Raw genomic sequence first — 20,462 nt, forward strand, 5'->3', positions numbered from 1 at the left:
AGATTATGTTGGTTGGGAAATGTTTTTTTGTCTCATATTGTCGGCTTAATATCAAATTAATTACGAGTTACTGAAATAATTGTAATAATTTAGTCGACATTAGGTAAAATTGTAGTCTTTTGTAAAAAAAGAAAACATAGTATAATATTTAAGGTGTTTAATAGAAAAGGAGGAGGTACAAATTAGTATTAGATCGAAAAAAAGAATACTTGTTACTTTAGTCGCAGTTCTTATGCTAGTCCCGATCTTACCATCGAAAACTAGTTTTGCAGAGTCCTCTGATTTACCTAGTACCTATCAAACAAATAAAGATGTTGAGGTAGTGAATGAATCAGGACAAAAAATAGCACTTCTTGAAAAAGGATTTCTATTCTATTCAAATCTTGAAAGTGATGTAGGGGAGCAAATTCCATTCATTTTTCAAAATGAAGAAATATATTTGGATACAGAAGATACAGATTCCTATCAAGAAGAAAATGCACCTGAGTATGTAGAGTTTGGACCAACATCAGTATTAAAAACTGTAACATCAGATAGTGATATTCCAGTTTTTGATACGGAAGAACTGCAAACAGTTGTCGCTTCAATATCTAAGGGAACAGCTATTAATATTATTCATGAGAAAGAAGATTTTTATTCCATTCAATTGGGTAATCGTCTCGCATTTATCTCGAAAAAAAGTTTTGAAAAAGCAAGTGTAGATGAAAATGAATCAGTCGAACAAGACATTAAAAACTCCGAAAATGTTGAGGGGACTCCTACTGGTGAACAGACTGCTGCTGAAGAAGGAACAGATGCTGCCCAGGAAGATGTAGTTGTCACAGAAGAAACGACTGAGGAAAATGTAGAAGCTACAACTGAAAAAATTAATGACGAAGTAATACCTGTTGAGACAGAGGAATCGAAAAAAGAAGAAACTGCAACAGATGAAGCCGTTGAAAACAAAGAAGAAACAGCTTCAGTAATGAATGCAAAAGTTTCGAATAAAAGCTTCTCAACTAAAGATAAGTATTTTAAAGTTTCAGATAGTGATGTAGCAATATATGATAACCGTTCCGGTGATCTTGAACTAATAGGCTATTTAGAAGCTGGTCAAGTATATCCAAGAGTAAGTGATTATGGTAACTGGCATCGTATTAAGTTTGGGAATTACTATGGCTATGTAAGTAAAACGGGGACAGACCCTTCCGGGAATAATTTAAAGAATTTGAATACTTCTTATGAAAATTCTGGTAAATTTGTGACAGTTGGAACTGATTTGCCTGTTTATGATAATAGCTCGGGTAAGCTTGTGCAGTTTGCGACAATTAAGAAGGGACAAAGATATCCAATCATAAGTGATTATGGAAATTGGTACCGCATCGATGTTTCTGGGCGTGTAGGCTATATCCATAAAGACAACTTGTCTAATGATACTGCAACGAAAAATAAATTTTATGAAGTTCTGGAAAATAACTTGCCTATTTATGATAATCGGAGCGGTAGCTTAAAGGCTGTTGGATCATTAAAAAAAGGACAAGTGATTGAAAAAAAAGGTGATTATGGAAATTGGCATAAAGTCCAGTTTAATGACATTGAAGGTTTTGTTTGGAAAGGCTCTACACGAGCAGTAGAAAATGTTAGTTTTGGCATCTTGAATAATGGAGGAGTGCCAAATGGCCTCCAGGTGAAAACTTTCCAAGATGTACCTGTATATGACAACTCATCAAGTAAATTAGTTCAACTTGCCACTATCGAAAGTGGGCAAACCTTCCGTATTCTATATGATTATGGAAACTGGTGGCGTGTAGATGTTGCTGGTCGAGTAGGTTATGTTCATAAAACTAGAGTGGATGCTGTATTCAGTAAGAATGCAACCTTATTTAAAGTAGATCAACCAACAACTCCTGTTTATGATAATAGTTCAGGTAAGTTAGTGAAGGTTGGAGAGCTGATGAAAGGTCAAATTTACCAAAGATCACGTAGCTACGGAAGATGGCATGAAATAAACTTTGGTGATGGTGTGGCATATGTGAAAGTAAACACTACTCAGCCTGCTAGCAGCGCATCTGGTGGAATCTTTAATAACGGAAGCTATAAAAATTCATCTAAGAGCTTTGTCACTGAACAAACGGTTAAAGTTTATGACAATTCAGGAAAAGAACTGAAACAATTTGCTCAGCTTGATAAAGGAATTAGATATCCGATCGTAAGTGACTATGGTAAATGGTGGCGCATTGACGTATCTGGTCGAATTGGCTATGTAAGCAAAAATGATGTGTTGTCTGGAAAAGTATCATATGAATCATCAACGATTTATGATTATTCTCTACAAGAAATTGTTGATATTCAAATGAATGCTGACCCTCAGACCGATACGTATTCTGGGGAAAAAGCTTATATTTCTGCAGCTTATGTTTCAGCTAATGCGGAAGGGCCTTTTCCACAAAGTGGAACTATAATTGCATCTTCCTTGAATGTGAGGGAATCTGCAAATGTAGGGGCACATATATATGGTAAGCTTAAAAACGGTGAAAAAGTTAACTTGCTTGGATACAAAGATGGCTGGTACGAAATTGAGCTGAAGTATGGATGGTACAATGCTAAAAGTGATGACGTTAAACATTACGTTGATCCTGGTAGTTTTAATTTAAACACTTCAGCAGTCTATCAATTTTTACTTCTATCTAAAAGTACTGGTATTCATGAAAGTGAGTTAAATATGATTTTAAATGGAAAAGGTATTCTTGAAGGGAAGGGTAAAACCTTCTCAGAGGCGAGTGCAAAGTATCAAATTAATGAAATTTACTTAATTTCACATGCATTATTGGAAACAGGTAATGGTGGAGCTAATAATCCTGGACAAGAAAGCTTAGGAACTGGTATTACAGTTACTGAAGTTAATGGTCAGGCAGTAACACCTAAGAAAGTTTACAATATGTACGGTATCGGTGCGTATGATAAATGTGCTACAAAATGTGGTTCTGAATTTGCCTACGAGCAAGACTGGACAACTCCTGAAAAAGCAATTATCGGTGGTGCAAAATTTGTTGCTGACAGTTATATTCACAATGGATCCCATCAACAAGATACTTTATATAAGATGAGATGGAACCCTGGAACACCTGGTACACATCAATATGCAACCGATATTGGCTGGGCAGCTAAGCAAGTAAATAATATGAATAAGCTATATGGTATGCTTCAAAATTACACAGTTTATTTTGATATACCTGTGTATAAATAATTAATAAAAAAATGTTAGCATTATGCTAACATTTTTTTATTATATTTAATGTATTATTTACTCGATAAAAACTCTACTGGTATAGTGTCAAAGTTTTCTTTCCATACTTCTATAAATGCAGGAAGTTTGTTTTGATACTCCGGGTCATTAGAATGATAAAAAATAGAATTACCTTTTATATATGCTGCATATTGTAGTCCTCTTAAGTCATAGATGATAATGGATTCCCATTTATCGCCTCCAGAATTACTCTTCCCTCTTATTGTCACGATTGCATCCCCTGCTTCTTCATCGTTGTAATGCTCCTTCTCAAATATTTTCATCGTAGATACATAATTGGAATAATGAGAACCGACCATTTTTAAAAATGTATCATTTATAGATTTTTCAGGGAATATGTTCATATCATAAAGGGAAAACAATGATTGGTGCTCTTCACGATCTTCATCAGAACCAGGTGAATTTTCAACTACTTGTGTAACATTGGGTTCATGTTTCTCATCTTCTACTTCAAAGTCAAAAGAACTATCAACTTCTTTTTCGTCACCAGGTTTAGTTTCAATAATTTTATTTGATTCTCTCTCATCTTCTATCTGATTACTATCTAAATTAATGTCAGCTTTAATTGTTGAGGGCTGCTTGGCTGAAGATGGTTTGACGGTTTGACTGTCAACTTCATTATTAGGAGTTATCATTGGTGAAAAAATTACAAAGGAGATAATCCCGGCTAGGCATAAAGAAGAAATAAATACTAATTTATTAACCATTTTTTTAGGTTCGTTTTTCATCTTTGTAATATCCTCCTATTCTTGTAATTAAAACTTGAGAGTGACGTGATTGGATTCCTATCAACTGGTTATTAAAGGAAGAACTTCCTTCGAGATTCTGTTTTTACTGATTAAACAGGATATATGTAATTTTACTAACTAATTTATGAGTTAATTACTGAAATTAATAAAAACTAGAGTTTTTTTAAAAAAAATGGCACCTGATTTTAAATGGTTACTCCTTTAAAGGAAAGATCATTTTAAATCAGGTGCTTCTAAAATTTATTGAAGTTTTATATTGTTTTTGTGAATAAAGCCGATTCTTCCAGCGATGTCAATTTTTAACCAATCACCATACCATGATATGGATGAAAAGGCTTGGTTTGGATTTAAATTAGCAATTAAAGTTAATTCATTAGATGAATTATCATATACATTTCCTTGCTGAACTGTTTTAAATCTCAAAGTTGATTTAGAGACAGACATAGGCTTTTGGATAGTTCGTATGGGCATTGTCTTTTCCTTATAAACAAAACCAATGTCATCTCCAATTTGAATCTTATGCCAATTTCCGTAATCACTAATTCTAGTAAATGTTTCACCCTTTTTAATAGTACCTATTTCAACTAAATTTCCTGGTTTATTTTGATAAATAGGTAAATGATCAATAGTCGGGGAGAAAGTAGTGTCCGTTTTATTAAACGTGAAGGTTACATTTTCCTTGTAAATATAGCCCTTGCTCCCGGCAACGGAAACAATAACCCAATTACCATAATCAGAGACCATTGGGTAAGATACACCTTTTTCTAAATCAACAAGTGGAACTAATTTTCCGTTTTCTTTTCTGTATACTGTTTGATTTCTATCTGTTTTAAAAGAGGTAGAAGTACTCGTTAAGTTATCCAGCGATTTGTTGTAGACTGCAGTTGTCTGTGACTTATATACATATCCTTTAGTATGTCCGAAGGATACTTCATGCCAATTGCCATAATCTCTTTCTTGTTTAAAGGTTTGATTTTTTAAGATTGTCGCTTTTTTAATTAACTTGCCATTCGCTTTAACATAAAGTGAAAGGTTATCGTTTGCTCGATATATATTAGTCTGTTTTTGAATATTAATATTATTTTTGTTGATATAAGCCTTTCTGCCAGAAAAGTTAATAATGACCCAGTTACCATAGTCTGCTTCAATTGTATATTTCATGCCTTTTTCAATCTCACCAATTTTTGAAAGCTTACCATTTGAGCTATTATAAACAGTTGTAGATGTTAATGTTGTGAGATTTTCTGTCCCTTCATTAGTACCTTGAGCTATACTATAGCCACTAGTATCTGATATAGGTTCGGTATGGTCTTTATGAATATAAGCAAATTGTTGTCCGAATTTTATTTCGTGCCAATTACCGTAATCACGAACTCTTGGGTATACAGTATTTTTTTCAAGTGTACCAGCCTTGATTAATTGACCATTAGCATCCCTGATATAGAGAGGTGGTGAAGACTTTATGGCTTTAAAATAAGTTGAATATTTTTCTTGTTGTTCATCATTATTAGGAGCTGTGACCTCATCTTCCTCTTCTACAACTTTTTCTCCTTTAGGAAGAAAGTTTTCTACAAGACCATAACCATAGGAAGTGTCTTTTCCAGGCTTACCAAGGTCTTTTGTATTAGAATGTAATAAATTTCTAAGTTCGGTTGCTGATGCAGTAGGGTGCGCTTCTTTTAAGACTGCTAGATAACCAGAAATAAATGCTGTTGCCATAGATGTTCCTGACATACTATTATACTTGTTGTTCTTCCAAGTACTATTGATGTCTACTCCAGGAGCAACAACCTCTAATGCACTACCAGTTGATGAGAAGCTTGCCTTTTTAAGGTTATTCTCAATTGCACCAACAGCTATAACCGAAGAATGTACAGCTGGATAAGAAATAGCAGAGCCACTATTACCCGCTGCACCTACTATTAAAATATTTTGTTTGTATGCCTCGTTTAGTAATGCCTCAACTATAGGGTCATAGGTATTGTATTCAAAACTTAAATTAATTACATCTGAATTTATTTCCATTGCATAATCAATTGCTTCTGCCAGGTCAATTGTTGTTCCTTCACCGTTTTGGTTAAATGCTTTTAGTGAATAAACATTCGCATTAGGTGCTATTCCTGTTATCCCCACATTATTTTGTAGTGCTGCAATAATTCCAGCAATATGACTTCCGTGTCCATTGTCGTCATTATAGGAATCTGTATAACTCACGAAAGATTTACCTCCAGCAACTCTTAAGTCTTCATGCTGGGTATCTATACCAGTATCTATAACAGCAATTTTAGTGTTTTTACCAGTAAGATTATTATCTGCGAATCGATTTGCTTCTAATAAATCAAAACCCCAATTATTCGATTGAGACATAATCTCAACTTTTTTTTCAGGTACAATAACTTTTAGTTTATGATCTTCCTCTAATTCTGAAAGACTTACTGTAATAGGAAATGATGCAGATACTGCAGGAATATTCTCGAAGGTATGCAAAATAGTTCCATTATTTTCGGCTATTATTTTATCGTCAACTTTTTCATTAAATAATAGGATGACATTTTTACCTTCAGTTAACTCACTACTAGCACTTACATTTAAACTGTATGAGAAAAATGTGAAGAATACTAGAATGGTGAGGAATAGTTTTTTCATTATTTATCCTCCTCAAATTAATCTACCTATTCATTTTAATAAACAATTTCAAAATAGAAAACCATAGTTTATGTTATCTGTAGTAAAATAATGATAAAAAAGTAATAGGAAGGAAAGAGTGATATTGTTGAAATTTAAAAGTATGCTATTTTTTGTTTTACTTGTTGGGGTACTGCTTGGTATTACACCTAAAGATACTTTCGCAGCTAGTGAAAACTTAGAGGTTGTTAGAGATAATGCTCCTTTATATGTTTTAGCTAATAGTAAGTTAAAAAAGATTATTGAATTGACTGAGGGAGCAACGATTAAACATGAAGGAGATTATGGAAAATGGTATAAAGTAAGGGTTGGAAGAGAAATTGGTTTTATTAATAAGCAACAAGTGAAACTAACTACATCAAAATTAAAAGGTTCGTTCCAATCAGTGCCTTCATATCTTGGCTCGATTAAAACCACTAGTGATGTTGCAGTATATGATAACAGTACTGGGAAATTAGTAGTGTTTGGTGAATTGAAGGGAAATAGGACTTATCCGGTTGTTAAGGATTATGGTAATTGGCTGCAGATTGCTGTTGGGGAACGAATTGTTTATGTTTACAAAAGTAATGTAATTAATCAGTTCACTAAAGAAACAAAGATGTTTAAAGTAGATTCCTCATCAGCTCCTGTTTATATTAACAGAAATGGAAAATTGATTGAAATTGCAACGTTACAATCAGGAACTGTTTTTCAACGAACAAGTGATTATGGGAATTGGCATAAAATAGATTATGCCGGACAAACAGCATTTATATATCACTCAAATGTAACACCAATTTATAAACAAGGTAATACTTTGAAGAAGAGTTCGAATAAACAATATAATGTAAAAAGAGAAAGCCCAGTCTATGTTAAGAAAAATAATAAGTTAGTGCAAGTGTCCAGTGTCAAAGAAGGAACAACTGTTTCGATTACTAGACCATACGGAAATTGGTATGAGGTATCAGTAGCAAACCAAACTGGATATATGTATAAAAGCAACCTAACTGAAAAAAATGCACTAACTGAGAAGCTATCAAAACAAACAAAATATAGTCAAATACTAGTCGTTACTGCAAGTTCAAATAATTCTTATAAAGCAGAAGCTGTACTCTATGAAAAGAATGGTGATGAGTGGGAGAAAACATTGTCCTCTCCTGCAGTACTTGGGAAATTAGGTGTTACTTCCTCTAAAAAGGAAGGGGATAAAAAATCACCTGTTGGTTTATATGCAATAGGACATGGTTTTGGAGTGAACAGACCAGCTAATACAAAAGTTCCTTTTAAAGTGACTTCTAATCAGGATTACTGGATTGATGATACAACTTCATCAGATTATAACAAGTGGGTAAAGTATAGCGGAGATCCAAATGAAAAATGGAATTCCTTTGAAAGAATGACGAATTCGTTATATAAATACGGGCTCGTTGTCGAATACAATATGAATCCAATCGTAAAAGGGAAGGGAAGTGCGATATTTATCCATGTTTGGAGGAATCAGGACAGTCCTACATTAGGCTGTATTGCACTACCTGAATCAAATGTTCTTACTTTATTAAAGGAAATTGACCCGAAAAGAAATCCTGCAGTGATTATTGGAACTGAAGCCGATATCATGAAAACTCTATAAGGAATAATTTGTTGGAATTAATATCATATGGTAATCTAGGATTGTATTTCAACTTCTAAAAGGAGAATAACAATGGACCATAAAATAAAAATAATGACAATCTTTGGAACAAGACCAGAAGCCATTAAAATGGCACCACTTGTTCTAGAGCTAGAAAAATACCCAGAGGAAATTGACTCAATCGTAACTGTTACAGCTCAGCATAGACAAATGCTTGATCAGGTTCTTGAGCTATTTAAAGTAACACCGGATCACGACTTAAATATTATGAAGGACCGTCAAACGTTAACAGGTGTGACAACACGTGCACTTGAAGGTTTAGATGAGGTGATGAAAGAGGTTAAACCAGATCTAGTTCTTGTACATGGTGATACAACTACTACATTTGTAGCAAGTTTAGCTGCTTTCTACAATCAAATTGCAGTTGGTCACGTAGAGGCTGGTTTAAGAACATGGAATAAGTACTCACCGTTCCCTGAGGAAGTAAATCGCCAAATTACAGGTGTAATTGCTGATTTGCATTTCTCACCAACTGATAAGTCAGAGCAAAATTTACTTCAAGAAAACAAAAAGGCTGAATCCATTTATGTAACTGGTAATACAGCTATTGATGCTCTGAAAACAACTGTTAATGATTCTTACAGACATGAAGTACTAGATAAAGTAGGTTCTGATCGTTTTATTTTGTTAACGGCTCATCGCAGGGAAAACCTTGGAGAGCCTATGAGAAATATGTTCCGTGCAATTAAACGCCTTGTTACAGAGCATGATGATGTTCAAGTTGTTTATCCTGTACATTTAAACCCTGCAGTTCGTGAGGTAGCGGATGAGATTCTGGGTGATGACACTCGAATCCACTTAATTGAACCACTTGGTGTTTATGATTTCCATAACTTTGCATCACGTGCTCATATTATTTTAACTGATTCTGGCGGTGTCCAAGAGGAAGCACCTTCTCTAGGGGTACCTGTTCTTGTATTGCGAGATACAACCGAACGTCCTGAAGGAATTGAAGCTGGTACGTTAAAACTAGCAGGTACTGATGAAGAAACAATTTATCAAATGGCTTATGAGCTTTTAAACGATAAGAATGCTTATGAAAAAATGTCACAAGCATCTAATCCTTATGGTGATGGAAATGCATCAAGCCGTATCGTAAGAGCGATTTTACACCATTTTGGAAAACGTGAAGAAAAACCTGAATCTTTTAGACCGTAAACGAAAAGACGACTTGTTTTTAAAAACTAGTCGTCTTTTTTTGCAACTTTTTTTGAGGCGAATTCGTCATATTAGTTAGTGTATCTGAAAGTTTTTCAGCTTGCTTTTCCCGATTAAATGATTGTAAAAGCTTATCTTTTACGTGACTTCTTATATCATTTAGTTTTTCTGGTTGGCTCTGAGCAAACTTCAACACCCGAACAAAATCATCGGCATTTTCAGGTTCAAAGAAAAAACCGGCATTATGTTTTTCAACAATATCTTTTGCTTCCCCTTCAACACCGATTAGAATGGGTGTAGACATTGACATATAGTCAAAAACCTTTGAAGGAATCGTGATTTCAAACAATGGATGTTTTTTTAACGAAACGATGCCGATATCAGCTGCTTCATAATAGTCCAGAAGCTCTTCCTTTCTTTTGCTATCTAGAAACAAAATATTGGAAAGGTTGAGGGATGTCGCCTGTTCCATAAGTTTTTGTTTTTCAACACCTTCACCAATGAACATAAATACAACAGATGGATCATTTTTTAATTTCTGAGCTGCTGTAATGATCGTTCCTAATCCTTGTGCCGCCCCGATATTACCGGCATATAACACAAGAAATTTATTCTCTAAATCATACTGATGCCTAATAGAGGATGTACCTGTAAAGGTAGGTAATGAGTTAGGGTTAACACCATTTGGAATGACAGTAATTTTATCTTCTTGTACTCCAAGATCAATGAGTCGTTGTTTATAACCGTGTGTTACAACAACTATGTGATCTGCTTTCTTATAAAGAAAGCTTTCAAGCTTTCGTGCAAGCTGCAGGAGTTTTTTATTTTTAAATTGGCCTAATAGTTCTGCAAAATCAACCCAAAGATCGCGAATTTCAAAGACAAATTTGGCTCTGTGAACTTTACTTAAAAAATACCCTGTTACTCCTTGAAATAGTTGTGGAGAGGTCGCATAAATGACATCCGGTTTTTTGACTAATAAGCCGGAAGTACAACTTGAGAACATAAACGAAAGGTAGTTAGCAAGTCTTCGAATTGAACTTGTTTTTGTATCTCGTATACGGAAGGAGCGGTACACTGTCAAATTATTGACATATTCCTTCTTAAAGATTTTCTTTATCGGCTTTGAATTAGGAAAGGTCGTAAGTACATGCAGTTCATGACCTAAATTTGAAAGGTTTGAGCTCATGTCATATGCTCGTCCTTGTGCAGCACCTATTTCAGGTGGGAAATGCTGAGTAATATAAACAATTTTCATAGAGATCCCTTTCCATAAAAAATTAGGAATTATCAATATAATAGTGTAAAGTATTAATGGAAAAGTTACAACTTGGATATGTAAAAGGAAATGATATTATGACAAAAATTTGTGTAATGACGACAGTTCATCATGCATATGATGGGCGAATCTACCATAAACAATGTAAATCTTTAAGAAAGGCGGGGTATGAGGTTACTCTTCTTGCTCCAAAGCCTGATAAACAAATTGAGGATGACGGGATTAACTTAATACCGATTGAAAAAGCCCAAAAAGAATGGAAGAGGTTTTTACATACTTTTTCTGTATTTAAACAAGCAAAGGAAACAAAAGCAGATCTGTATCATTTTCATGATCCTGAACTGCTTCCTGTCGGGGTCTTACTACGTTTGTTTACAAGAAAACCGGTTGTTTTTGATGTTCATGAGCATTATCCCAATGCAATCATGAGTAAAAAGTATCTGAAAAAGTGGTTGAAGAATCCAGTCCGTATAGCCTATGAAATAATAGAGAAAATCTCACTACCAACTTTATCTGGTGTCATTTACACGACTGAAGAGGTAGGGGAACGGTATAAAAAATATACTTCATGTAAAATTGAAAACTACCCTTTACCCGAGATGTTTCCATCAACTAGTAGGGAAAACAAAAAAGATGAATACCTTCTATATTTAGGGGGTATAACGGCTATTAGGGGAATAGAGGAGCTAGTAGAGGGGTTTTCACATGTTTTGAAGCTTAAACCCGATGCTAAGCTTTTATTTGTTGGTAGTTTTGAGTCTAAATCATTTGAAGAAAAAATCCACGAAAAAGTTAATAAACTAGGCTTAAAAGATAACATTGCGTTTAAAGGAAAAGTACCCTATCAGGAAATTGAACGATATTTATCAGAAGCAACGATTGGTATTATTCCCTATTTACCTGTTCCTAATCATCTAGTATGCTTACCGAATAAACTATTTGAATATATGGCTGCAGGAGTAGCTGTAATTGCATCAGATTTTCCGCATTACCGCAAAGTTGTTGAATCTTCTAATAGCGGGTTACTTGTTAACCCAGAAAGACCTCAGTCGATTTCAAAGGCCATGATTACATTATTAGAAAACTCAAACTTAGCTAAAGAAATGGGTGGAAATGGGGAAGTTGCTTTTTCAAATAAGTATAATTGGAAATCAGAGGAAAAGAAGCTATTTTCTTTCTATCAAAAGCTTTTAAAGAAGTAGGTAAATATTTCATTGATCTTAACAGGCTATATGTTTTCTAGCATATGTCCATGCTAAGAGAGAGGTATTTGTCATATAACTTTAAGAAAAAAACAATTGAAACTTTATATATTTTTGCTATGATGTAAGAAGTGAAAATTTCTCACATAAGTGGGGGTAAACGATGCATTCTTATATTGACTATATTGTAGCTTTTATTCTTTCTTTTGCAGTTGCCGTGCTTATCACACCACTGGTTAAAAAGCTTGCAATTAAAATTGGAGCTACAGATCAACCAAATAAAAGAAAAATCCATAAGGATATTATGCCCCGACTTGGTGGTTTAGCGATCTTTATTGGAGTTATTGCAGGGTTTCTATATTTAAAACCTCACTCAATGTATATGACTGAGGTGGTTATCGGAGCGGTTATCATCATCATTGTCGGGATTCTGGATGATCGGTTTACATTACCAGCTAAATATAAATTTCTAGGTCAACTTGTTGCAGCTATTGTCGTTGCTTCTTCTGGTTTACTTATTTCAAAGATAACAGTTCCCTTCTTTGGATCTGTTCAATTAGATTACTTTAGTTATCCTGTTACAGTCATATGGATTGTAGCTATTACGAATGCAATTAACTTAATTGACGGTCTTGATGGATTAGCAGCAGGAGTGTCCTCCATTGCTATGACAAGCATTCTTATCATGGCAATTGCAGATTCTCAAATCGTGGTAATTGCTTTATGTACCATTCTGATCGGTAGTTCATTAGGTTTTCTTGTTCACAACTTTTATCCGGCTAAAATCTTTATGGGTGATACAGGTGCTTTGTTTTTGGGTTATTCAATATCGATCATATCAATGTTAGGATTGTTTAAAAACATTACTTTATTCAGCTTTATTATACCAGTTATTGTCCTAGCTGTTCCTATATTTGATACAATCTTTGCGATAATTAGAAGGCTTCTGAATAAGCGTAATATTGCTGCACCGGATAAACTACATCTTCATTATTGTTTAGTGGATCTGGGGTTTAGTCACAGATCAGCTGTTTTGGTCATTTACTTTTTTAGCGCATGCTTTGGATTATCAGCAATCATTTTCTCAAATGCGACATTATGGCTATCTTTATTGATTTTAGTCATATTATTAATTGCTATTCAGTTTATTGCAGAAATTGTAGGATTAATTGGGATGAATCGCAAGCCGCTAATTAATACGTTTAAACGTATAATGGGAATGAAGCCACAAAAGGATAATTAAAAGGATCAGTCGGCCGACTGATCCTTTTTAATATGAAAAAAGAGGACCATTTATTTGGTCCTCTCAATATTTTATTCAGTTGCAGCAGAATTTTCGAAATCGTTTGTTGTAGGATCTGTTTCATCAGAACTATCAGTCACTGTAATACCTAAGTGTCCCTTTAATTCATCTTGAACTTCTATCACACTTTCTTCTTCAGGTAACCAATATGAAATGCCATTAATTTTTTCACCAACACCGTCTAACGTAATGGTTTCGATATTGCTTGTGCTAAATCCAGAGTATTTCTGATAAAAACCTAGTAACTCAGAAACCTTCATATTAGTTTCGACATTATTACCAACTTCATTTGTTAGTTTGTCAACCTTTAAAAGCGTATCAGCAGAGGCAATTTTATCAATAACTGCTTTCACAACTTGTTGCTGTCGTTCATTTCGTCCGATATCACCTCTAATGTCTACCATTCTCATCCGTGCATAGGCAAGTGCGTATCGCCCATCTAGCTCCATTGGTCCTTCATAAAATTGAAGCTTTTCTGCTTTACGGTCATCACTGTTCTGTTCAAAGCTAAATGGAACATTAACCGTAATACCGCCAACAATATCGACAATATTTTTAAACCCGTCAAAGTTAACTGTTGCATAATAATCAATAGGAATTTCTAAAAAGTCTTCAACAGTTTCAATTGTTAGCTCTTTTCCACCTTTGGCAAAAGAGTGGTTTATCTTATCTAATCCCTTACCAGGAATCTCTACTCTGGTATCACGTGGGATACTTAAAAGCTTCATTGTTTGATCTGCGGGATTAAACGTAGCCACCATTAATGTATCTGAGCGTCCGCCTTTCCCACCACTAGAATAATCTTCAACACCCAGTAACAAGATAGAAACAGGATCATTTGAGATACTTACAGCACTCTCACGAAGCTTGGATTTTTCTCGACCAAGATCATCATATGAGTTATTAGCTGCTTCTAATGTTTGATAAAAGACATATCCGACGTAGGATCCAATTCCTATTAACAATAAAAGTGTAAAGAAAAGTAACCGCCTAAGAATTGGGCGTTTCTTTTTCTTTTTCACTCTCTTCATTTCTTTTCTATTCATATATACGTTCTCCTCTAACCATTAAATTTGGACATCTTCTTCCAAATAAACAACATCACCCTCCGAAATTTCACTCTGTCCATTCGTCAGTTCTGTCATCCACTCAATAAAGTCTGTCTTTTTCTCTTCTTCTACATAGGCTTCCACATTTACGTCATTTAAATAGTGGATTTCCTTTATTAAAAATGTGGAAGATCGTAATTCATTTTCCACCTTTCCAAGCCAGGTATAGTCAATGTTCGTATTCATAATGCGCATGAGCTTTCGTTCCACCATTCCAGTCGCCTGCAAGCCCTCTGAAACGGATTTTCCATAGGCACGAATTAACCCGCCGGTTCCAAGCTTTATGCCGCCGAAATAGCGTGTAACAACGACAACTGTGTCTTTTAGTTTCTTTTTCTTTAAGACCTCAAGCATTGGCACCCCAGCAGTCCCGCTTGGTTCGCCATCATCATTTGCTTTTTGGATTTGGTCATTTTCCCCGATTAAATAGGCTGAGCAATTATGATTTGCATCATGATGCTTCTTTTTTATTTTTTGAATAAACTCAGATGCTTCTGATTCAGTTGTAGCACGTTCTACATAACAAATAAAACGTGATTTTTGGATAATTATCTCATGCTCTCCATAGTCTTTTACGGTATAATAATGTGAAAGCATGCTTGTACACCTCCTGACAAGCAAGCAAAATTAGAATAGCACATTCTTTTATTATAAAACGACATAATTTTTACTTCAATCGTAAAAAATGTGGCAAACTAAAAATAACTGTCGAAAAAACGGAGGGGTATGCGTGAACTCCAGTAAAAAAATAGATAGCGAAATGCTTGATCTCATTTTAGATAAGATGATCGGAACCGTTGCCGGAAGCAAGGACGAGATTTTTAAAATCGGTGAACAGTCCCGGCAGCAATATGAATCATTGGTCGAAGAGTTAAGGGAAATAAAAATTCAAGTAAGCAAAGTGATCAATGAAGGAGATAAGCTTGAAGTACAAGCCCGACTTGCTCGAAATCGTCTCTCACAGGTGAGTAAGAATTTCCAGCAATTCTCTGAAGATGAAATTAGGGAAGCGTATGAAAAGGCGCATGGGCTTCAGGTTGAACACACGATGCTTCAGCAGCATGAAAAACAGCTTCGCGATCGCCGTGATGACTTGGAGAGACGTCTGTTAGGCCTTCAGGAAATTATTGAACGGTCAGAGTCCCTTGTTGGCCAAATTTCCGTTGTGCTGAATTATTTAAACAGTGATTTACGCCAGGTTGGAATGCTTTTAGAAGATGCACAGCAAAAGCAGGATTTTGGCTTGCGAATCATCGAGGCACAGGAGGAAGAAAGAAAACGTGTATCAAGGGAGATACATGATGGACCGGCACAAATGCTTGCGAATGTGATGATGCGTTCTGAGTTAATCGAGCGAATTTTTCGTGAGCGTGGGACAGAGGAAGGCTTTAAGGAAATTAAGAGCCTTAAGGTAAATGTTCGAAACGCATTATATGAAGTAAGACGAATTATTTATGACCTAAGGCCAATGGCTTTAGATGACTTAGGACTCATCCCGACCCTCAGAAAATATATGGATACGATCGAAGAATATAATGGTAAAATTAAGATTCATTTCCAAAGCATAGGGAAGATGGAAGAAAAGCGACTTCCTCCCCGCTTTGAAGTGGCTTTATTCCGCCTTGCACAGGAGGCTGTCACCAATGCGTTAAAGCATGCAGAGGCAACAGAGATATCTGTCAAGGTCGAGATCACCTGTGAAAGTATCACCATGGTCATTAAAGACAATGGAAAAGGGTTTAATATTAAAGATACTAAAGTAAATAAAGATAAGAAATCATTTGGGCTTATTGGTATGAAGGAGCGGGTTGATCTATTAGGAGGAAAAATGACAATTGACTCCAAAATTGATCTAGGGACTTTTATCATGTTCCAGGTTCCGTTTAATGGAAATTAAGCCATGTTGCATGACTATAGGCATATTGACGTAGGAATGAACTGGCAACTAGACTATAAGAGATATGGGGAGGCGTAAGCATGAAGACGAAAATTGTTATTATAGATGATCATCAATTATTTCGTGAAGGTGTAAAACGCATTTTAGATTTCGAACCAAGCTTTGAGGTAATTGCAGAAGGTGATGACGGAGAAGAAGCATTAGCACTCGTTGATGCACATAAACCGGACGTTGTCATCATGGATATCAATATGCCGAAAGTAAATGGTGTAGAAGCCACGAAGCAATTGATTGAAGCAAACGAAGAAACAAAAGTGATTATCTTATCAATACATGATGATGAAAACTATGTAACACATGCATTAAAAACAGGTGCAAGAGGCTACCTATTAAAAGAAATGGATGCTGATACGTTAATTGAAGCAGTCAAAGTTGTCGCAGACGGCGGCTCATACCTGCATCCAAAGGTTACACATAATTTAGTAAATGAATTCAGACGACTTGCCGCATCAAGTGGACAAGCTGCATCCATGCAGCCATTACAGCCAGAAATTCGTCGACCATTACATATTTTAACACGTCGCGAATGCGAGGTTCTCCAAATGCTTGCAGACGGAAAAAGCAACCGCGGTATAGGAGAAGCACTATTTATTAGCGAAAAAACAGTTAAAAACCATGTAAGTAACATTCTTCAAAAAATGAATGTGAATGATCGTACGCAAGCCGTTGTTGTGGCGATTAAAAATGGTTGGGTTGAAGTGAAGTAATGATGATGAATTAGAGTCAGAATCTTTTTTAAGGTTCTGGCTTTTTTGTTTACGCTGAACCAATCTTCGGTTCTTGTTTTGGCACTTTGTGGATTGGAAAGGAAGGCATGAGACTCCTGCGGGAGTGCGAGTCAAGGGGAGACCCCGCAGGAGCAAAGCGACGAGGAGGCTCCCGGACCGCCCGCGGAAAGCAAATGCCTGCAGAGGAAATCCACAACCATGTACAGAGCCTTATAGTTACATTGAAAAAAGTCATAATAATCCGAACTTCCCCCATATACTAAACGAATAGTGAAATTTTAACGTTTATCCGTTAAAATGAGATAGAAAATATGGACAAGGAAGGAATAAAAACATGAAAACGGCTATTGTCACAGATAGTACTGCCTATATACCCGAACAAGTTCGCGAACAGCATGACATACATATGATTCCGCTAAGTGTAAACTTCGGAAACGAAACATATCAGGAAGAAGTAGAAATCACCTCAGAACAATTTTTTGAAAAGATGCGAGGACAACAACAGCTCCCAACCACATCACAACCACCAGTAGGAAAATTCGTTGAATTATTTGAACAACTGTCTAAAGAATATGATGCCATCATTTCCATCCACCTCTCCAGCGGAATTAGCGGGACATACAACGGAGCAGCAACAGCAGGAGATATGGTCGAAAACATCGAGGTTTTTGCGTATGACTCAGAAATTAGCTGTATGGTTCAAGGCTTCTATGCGCTTGAAGCAGCAGAAATGGCTCGCACAGGAGCTGATCCTAAGGAAATTTTGGCCCGCTTGGATGAAATGAAAAAAACAATCAAAGCTTACTTCATGGTAGATGATTTAAGCAATCTTCAAAAAGGCGGTCGTTTAAGCGGAGCTCAAGCCTTAATTGGCAGCTTGCTTCAAGTAAAACCAATTCTACATTTTGAAGACAAAGTCATTGTTCCTTTTGAAAAAGTACGCACACGTAAAAAAGCATTAAATCGAGTATTTGAGCTTCTTGATGAAGTAGCAAGCCAAAACGATCCAATGCGTGTGGTCCTTATCCATGGAAATCGACAAGAAGAAGCGGAAAAGATGCAGCAGGAACTTATCAAGAAGTACAGCAATATCGAATGTATGGTCAGTTATTTTGGTCCTGTGATCGGTACACATCTTGGTGAAGGTGCAATGGGGATCGGCTGGTATAAAAAGTAAATATTTATAAGAGGAAAGTACTATTTATTCATGGTGCTTTTCTCTTATATTTAGGTAAAATCATAGACATATGGTTAAAATTCCCTCATACTATGTATAGATTATGCAAGGAGGCTTTTAACCGTTGAATAATAGTTTAAACCAAGCAATGCAAGTACAGGAAGAAAAAAAACGTACATATCGTCACTGGACAACCCTTGAGGATCGAAAGCTTTTACAATTACGTCAAAGTGGAATGAGATTCAGACATATTGCAGAACAATTATCACGCACACCAATCAGTGTAGAAAAGCGTTATCGAAAAATTTGTCAAACCTATATAGGTGGATCATGAGATTTACCATGATAAATGGTTCCCTAACCCCGATATTCTCCAAAGAAGAAGGCCAGCCAATTTCACACTACAACCAACTACCAGAGATAAAAACAAATCCACAATTTCAATTTTTACCAAATCTTCAAAAACATCTAGCTGGAAAAGAGTTGCTTTTAACGGAAATTCCTTTCTCACTAGAAATATTACAAGCTCACTATGAGCAGGGCTATGTCAAAGTAAGTGCAGGCATTGAAAAACGAAAAAGCTTAACATGTAATCGTTGTGATAATTCAAATCCTTCCTTATTTTCTTCATTTTCATGTGCAAAATGCGGGGAACAGAATTGCCACTACTGTCGAAACTGCATAATGATGGGGCGTGTGTCCGAGTGTACACCACTTTATAGCTGGAGTGGTCCGCCTGTTCTAGAATCTCAAGCCTCATATCTTTCTTGGGAAGGGGAGTTATCAAAAGGACAAGCTCTTGCATCAGATCGTGTTGTCACAGCAGTAAATGATTATACTGAGCTGCTGGTTTGGGCAGTTTGCGGCGCTGGAAAAACAGAAGTTCTATTCAAAGGAATCGAGCAGGCCCTCTCTGACAACAAAAGAATCTGCATCGCAACTCCACGCACAGATGTCGTTTTAGAACTAGCACCACGTCTTCAAAAAGTCTTTCCATCAACCTCTATCTCGGCATTATACGGAGGAAGTGAAGACCGCCACAACTATGCATCCCTCACAATTTCGACCACACACCAGCTCCTGCGATTTAAACAAACGTTTGATTGCATCATTGTTGATGAAGTCGACGCCTTTCCATACTCAGCTGATGCATCCCTCCAAATCGCAGTACAAAAATCCCGAAAAGAAAAAAGCTCTCTCATCTATTTAACAGCAACTCCTAATAAGAAATGGAAAAATGAAGTTCAGCAAAAGAAGCGGGAAGCCGTGCGAATCGCGGCAAGGTATCATGGTCATCCACTTCCTGTCCCTGAATTTGTTTGGGCAGGTAACTGGAAAAAGCAGCTTGAAAAAGGGAGGTTGCCTCCTAAAGTAATAGAGTGGCTAAAGATGAGAATCTCGACTAATAAGCAGGCATTTCTATTTATTCCATCTATCTCAATCATTGATGATGTTGTTAAGCTTTGTAGAAAACTGGATGAAAGAATAGAAGGGGTTCACGCAGAAGACCCTGAACGACGCGACAAAGTGAAGAAGTTCCGAAGTGGGAGCATGCCGGTTATTGTCACATCTACCATTCTGGAAAGAGGAGTAACGATTCCTAACAGTGATGTTGCTGTTTTAGGCAGTGAGGATGAGATTTTTACAGAAAGTGCCCTCGTGCAAATCTCAGGCCGGGTCGGGAGAAGTGCCAGTTACCCAACCGGAAATGTTACACTCTTTCACTATGGGAAAACACAAGCGATGGTAGAGGCCAGAAGTCATATTTTGAAGATGAATGAGGAAGCGAAACAAGGAGGCTTTCTAGAGAGTTGAAACTTTGAGAAACCTGCTCTCTATGGCATAATATAGTATTATCTAGATGCACAAGGAGAGCAAGTTTAATGGTCATTAACGCAATGGAACGAATTATGAAGGATTTATTAGATGAATACAAAGGCCGCCTGCAATTAAATTGTACATGCAGCACATGTCTGGACGATATTCTTGCTTTGAGCCTTAACAAAACCACTCCTCGCTACGTTACAAACCAAGACAAAGTGATGTATATAAAAGCTCAATTCATAGATAAACAAGAAATGACATCTCTACTAGTGAAACTGGCAGAATGCGCAAAAATTGTATCTGATAACCCGATGTGTGATACCTACAAATAAAGGG

General features: G+C 36.1%; 16 protein-coding genes. 11 read left to right on the forward strand and 5 right to left on the reverse strand.

Translation table 11 applies throughout. From position 1 onward, the window contains the following. Positions 1-232: 232 nt before the first annotated feature. The gene (locus HWV59_RS21915) at positions 233-3,226 is read left to right on the forward strand and encodes an SH3 domain-containing protein (protein ID WP_102230868.1); all 2,994 of its coding nucleotides are present in this window, start codon (positions 233-235) and stop codon (positions 3,224-3,226) included. A gap of 53 nt (positions 3,227-3,279) precedes the next feature. On the opposite strand, the gene HWV59_RS21920 is transcribed toward HWV59_RS21915, so the two are convergent. Both HWV59_RS21920 and HWV59_RS21925 read right to left on the reverse strand, forming a co-directional pair. Further along, a complete protein-coding gene (locus tag HWV59_RS21920; protein WP_102230869.1) occupies positions 3,280-4,014 on the reverse strand; it encodes a hypothetical protein in 735 nt (244 codons plus the stop codon). Positions 4,015-4,275: 261 nt separating this feature from the next. Beyond that, positions 4,276-6,681, reverse strand: coding sequence for a S8 family peptidase (locus HWV59_RS21925; protein ID WP_175640264.1), 2,406 nt, complete (start codon positions 6,679-6,681; stop codon positions 4,276-4,278). A gap of 127 nt (positions 6,682-6,808) precedes the next feature. Between HWV59_RS21925 and HWV59_RS21930 the strand changes: the two genes are divergently transcribed. Together HWV59_RS21930 and wecB are read left to right on the forward strand one after the other, a co-directional pair. After that, positions 6,809-8,329 carry a L,D-transpeptidase family protein gene (locus HWV59_RS21930; protein WP_142385622.1) on the forward strand — a complete coding sequence of 507 codons (1,521 nt, stop codon included), beginning with the start codon at positions 6,809-6,811 and terminating at the stop codon, positions 8,327-8,329. Positions 8,330-8,401: 72 nt separating this feature from the next. Further along, positions 8,402-9,547, forward strand: a complete 1,146-nt coding sequence (gene wecB, locus HWV59_RS21935) for a non-hydrolyzing UDP-N-acetylglucosamine 2-epimerase (protein ID WP_102230871.1) — start codon at positions 8,402-8,404, stop codon at positions 9,545-9,547. Between the two features lie 19 nt (positions 9,548-9,566). Here wecB and HWV59_RS21940 read toward each other — a convergent pair whose 3' ends face one another. Then, positions 9,567-10,805 (reverse strand): glycosyltransferase family 4 protein, encoded by a 1,239-nt coding sequence (locus tag HWV59_RS21940; RefSeq protein WP_102230872.1) that lies wholly within the window; start codon positions 10,803-10,805, stop codon positions 9,567-9,569. A gap of 56 nt (positions 10,806-10,861) precedes the next feature. On the opposite strand from HWV59_RS21940, the gene HWV59_RS21945 reads away from it, so the two are divergent. Both HWV59_RS21945 and HWV59_RS21950 read left to right on the forward strand, forming a co-directional pair. Then, positions 10,862-12,028, forward strand: coding sequence for a glycosyltransferase family 4 protein (locus tag HWV59_RS21945; protein WP_175640265.1), 1,167 nt, complete (start codon positions 10,862-10,864; stop codon positions 12,026-12,028). A 163-nt stretch (positions 12,029-12,191) separates the two neighbouring features. Next, positions 12,192-13,271, forward strand: a complete 1,080-nt coding sequence (locus tag HWV59_RS21950) for a glycosyltransferase family 4 protein (RefSeq protein ID WP_102230874.1) — start codon at positions 12,192-12,194, stop codon at positions 13,269-13,271. A gap of 71 nt (positions 13,272-13,342) precedes the next feature. Here HWV59_RS21950 and HWV59_RS21955 read toward each other — a convergent pair whose 3' ends face one another. Next, entirely contained in the window at positions 13,343-14,377 is a 1,035-nt protein-coding gene (locus HWV59_RS21955) for an LCP family protein (RefSeq protein ID WP_175640266.1), read from the reverse strand. 21 nt (positions 14,378-14,398) lie between these two features. Further along, a complete protein-coding gene (locus tag HWV59_RS21960; RefSeq protein WP_175640267.1) occupies positions 14,399-15,037 on the reverse strand; it encodes a YigZ family protein in 639 nt (212 codons plus the stop codon). A 163-nt stretch (positions 15,038-15,200) separates the two neighbouring features. Between HWV59_RS21960 and HWV59_RS21965 the strand changes: the two genes are divergently transcribed. The 6 genes from HWV59_RS21965 (at position 15,201) to HWV59_RS21990 (ending at position 20,458) form a co-directional block, all read left to right on the forward strand. After that, complete coding sequence (locus HWV59_RS21965) at positions 15,201-16,337, forward strand: sensor histidine kinase (RefSeq protein ID WP_235991898.1); 1,137 nt, start codon at positions 15,201-15,203, stop codon at positions 16,335-16,337. Between the two features lie 80 nt (positions 16,338-16,417). Then, positions 16,418-17,104, forward strand: coding sequence for a response regulator (locus HWV59_RS21970; protein WP_102230878.1), 687 nt, complete (start codon positions 16,418-16,420; stop codon positions 17,102-17,104). A 355-nt stretch (positions 17,105-17,459) separates the two neighbouring features. Then, on the forward strand, positions 17,460-18,302 hold the full coding sequence (locus HWV59_RS21975; RefSeq protein ID WP_175640269.1) for a DegV family protein: 843 nt from the start codon (positions 17,460-17,462) through the stop codon (positions 18,300-18,302). Between the two features lie 124 nt (positions 18,303-18,426). Continuing rightward, positions 18,427-18,636 (forward strand): SANT/Myb-like DNA-binding domain-containing protein, encoded by a 210-nt coding sequence (locus tag HWV59_RS21980; RefSeq protein WP_175640270.1) that lies wholly within the window; start codon positions 18,427-18,429, stop codon positions 18,634-18,636. Next, positions 18,633-20,117 (forward strand): DEAD/DEAH box helicase, encoded by a 1,485-nt coding sequence (locus tag HWV59_RS21985; RefSeq protein WP_175640271.1) that lies wholly within the window; start codon positions 18,633-18,635, stop codon positions 20,115-20,117. Before HWV59_RS21980 ends, HWV59_RS21985 begins: the two co-directional genes overlap by 4 nt. A 68-nt stretch (positions 20,118-20,185) precedes the next feature. Beyond that, on the forward strand, positions 20,186-20,458 hold the full coding sequence (locus tag HWV59_RS21990; protein WP_102230882.1) for a late competence development ComFB family protein: 273 nt from the start codon (positions 20,186-20,188) through the stop codon (positions 20,456-20,458). Positions 20,459-20,462 lie beyond the last annotated feature (4 nt).

The sequence above is a fragment of the Metabacillus schmidteae genome (genome assembly GCF_903166545.1).
Lineage (GTDB): Bacteria > Bacillota > Bacilli > Bacillales > Bacillaceae > Metabacillus > Metabacillus schmidteae.

What these genes read in the sequence shown, in the direction of transcription:
- HWV59_RS21985 (WP_175640271.1), top strand. Translation starts at nt 18,633, where the DNA reads ATGAGATTTACCATGATAAATGGTTCCCTAACCCCGATATTCTCCAAA.
- HWV59_RS21925 (WP_175640264.1), bottom strand. Translation starts at nt 6,681, where the DNA reads ATGAAAAAACTATTCCTCACCATTCTAGTATTCTTCACATTTTTCTCA.
- HWV59_RS21955 (WP_175640266.1), bottom strand. Translation starts at nt 14,377, where the DNA reads ATGAATAGAAAAGAAATGAAGAGAGTGAAAAAGAAAAAGAAACGCCCA.
- HWV59_RS21975 (WP_175640269.1), top strand. Translation starts at nt 17,460, where the DNA reads ATGAAAACGGCTATTGTCACAGATAGTACTGCCTATATACCCGAACAA.
- HWV59_RS21960 (WP_175640267.1), bottom strand. Translation starts at nt 15,037, where the DNA reads ATGCTTTCACATTATTATACCGTAAAAGACTATGGAGAGCATGAGATA.
- wecB (WP_102230871.1), top strand. Translation starts at nt 8,402, where the DNA reads ATGGACCATAAAATAAAAATAATGACAATCTTTGGAACAAGACCAGAA.
- HWV59_RS21920 (WP_102230869.1), bottom strand. Translation starts at nt 4,014, where the DNA reads ATGAAAAACGAACCTAAAAAAATGGTTAATAAATTAGTATTTATTTCT.
- HWV59_RS21940 (WP_102230872.1), bottom strand. Translation starts at nt 10,805, where the DNA reads ATGAAAATTGTTTATATTACTCAGCATTTCCCACCTGAAATAGGTGCT.
- HWV59_RS21965 (WP_235991898.1), top strand. Translation starts at nt 15,201, where the DNA reads ATGCTTGATCTCATTTTAGATAAGATGATCGGAACCGTTGCCGGAAGC.
- HWV59_RS21915 (WP_102230868.1), top strand. Translation starts at nt 233, where the DNA reads ATGCTAGTCCCGATCTTACCATCGAAAACTAGTTTTGCAGAGTCCTCT.
- HWV59_RS21945 (WP_175640265.1), top strand. Translation starts at nt 10,862, where the DNA reads ATGGAAAAGTTACAACTTGGATATGTAAAAGGAAATGATATTATGACA.
- HWV59_RS21990 (WP_102230882.1), top strand. Translation starts at nt 20,186, where the DNA reads ATGGTCATTAACGCAATGGAACGAATTATGAAGGATTTATTAGATGAA.
- HWV59_RS21950 (WP_102230874.1), top strand. Translation starts at nt 12,192, where the DNA reads ATGCATTCTTATATTGACTATATTGTAGCTTTTATTCTTTCTTTTGCA.
- HWV59_RS21970 (WP_102230878.1), top strand. Translation starts at nt 16,418, where the DNA reads ATGAAGACGAAAATTGTTATTATAGATGATCATCAATTATTTCGTGAA.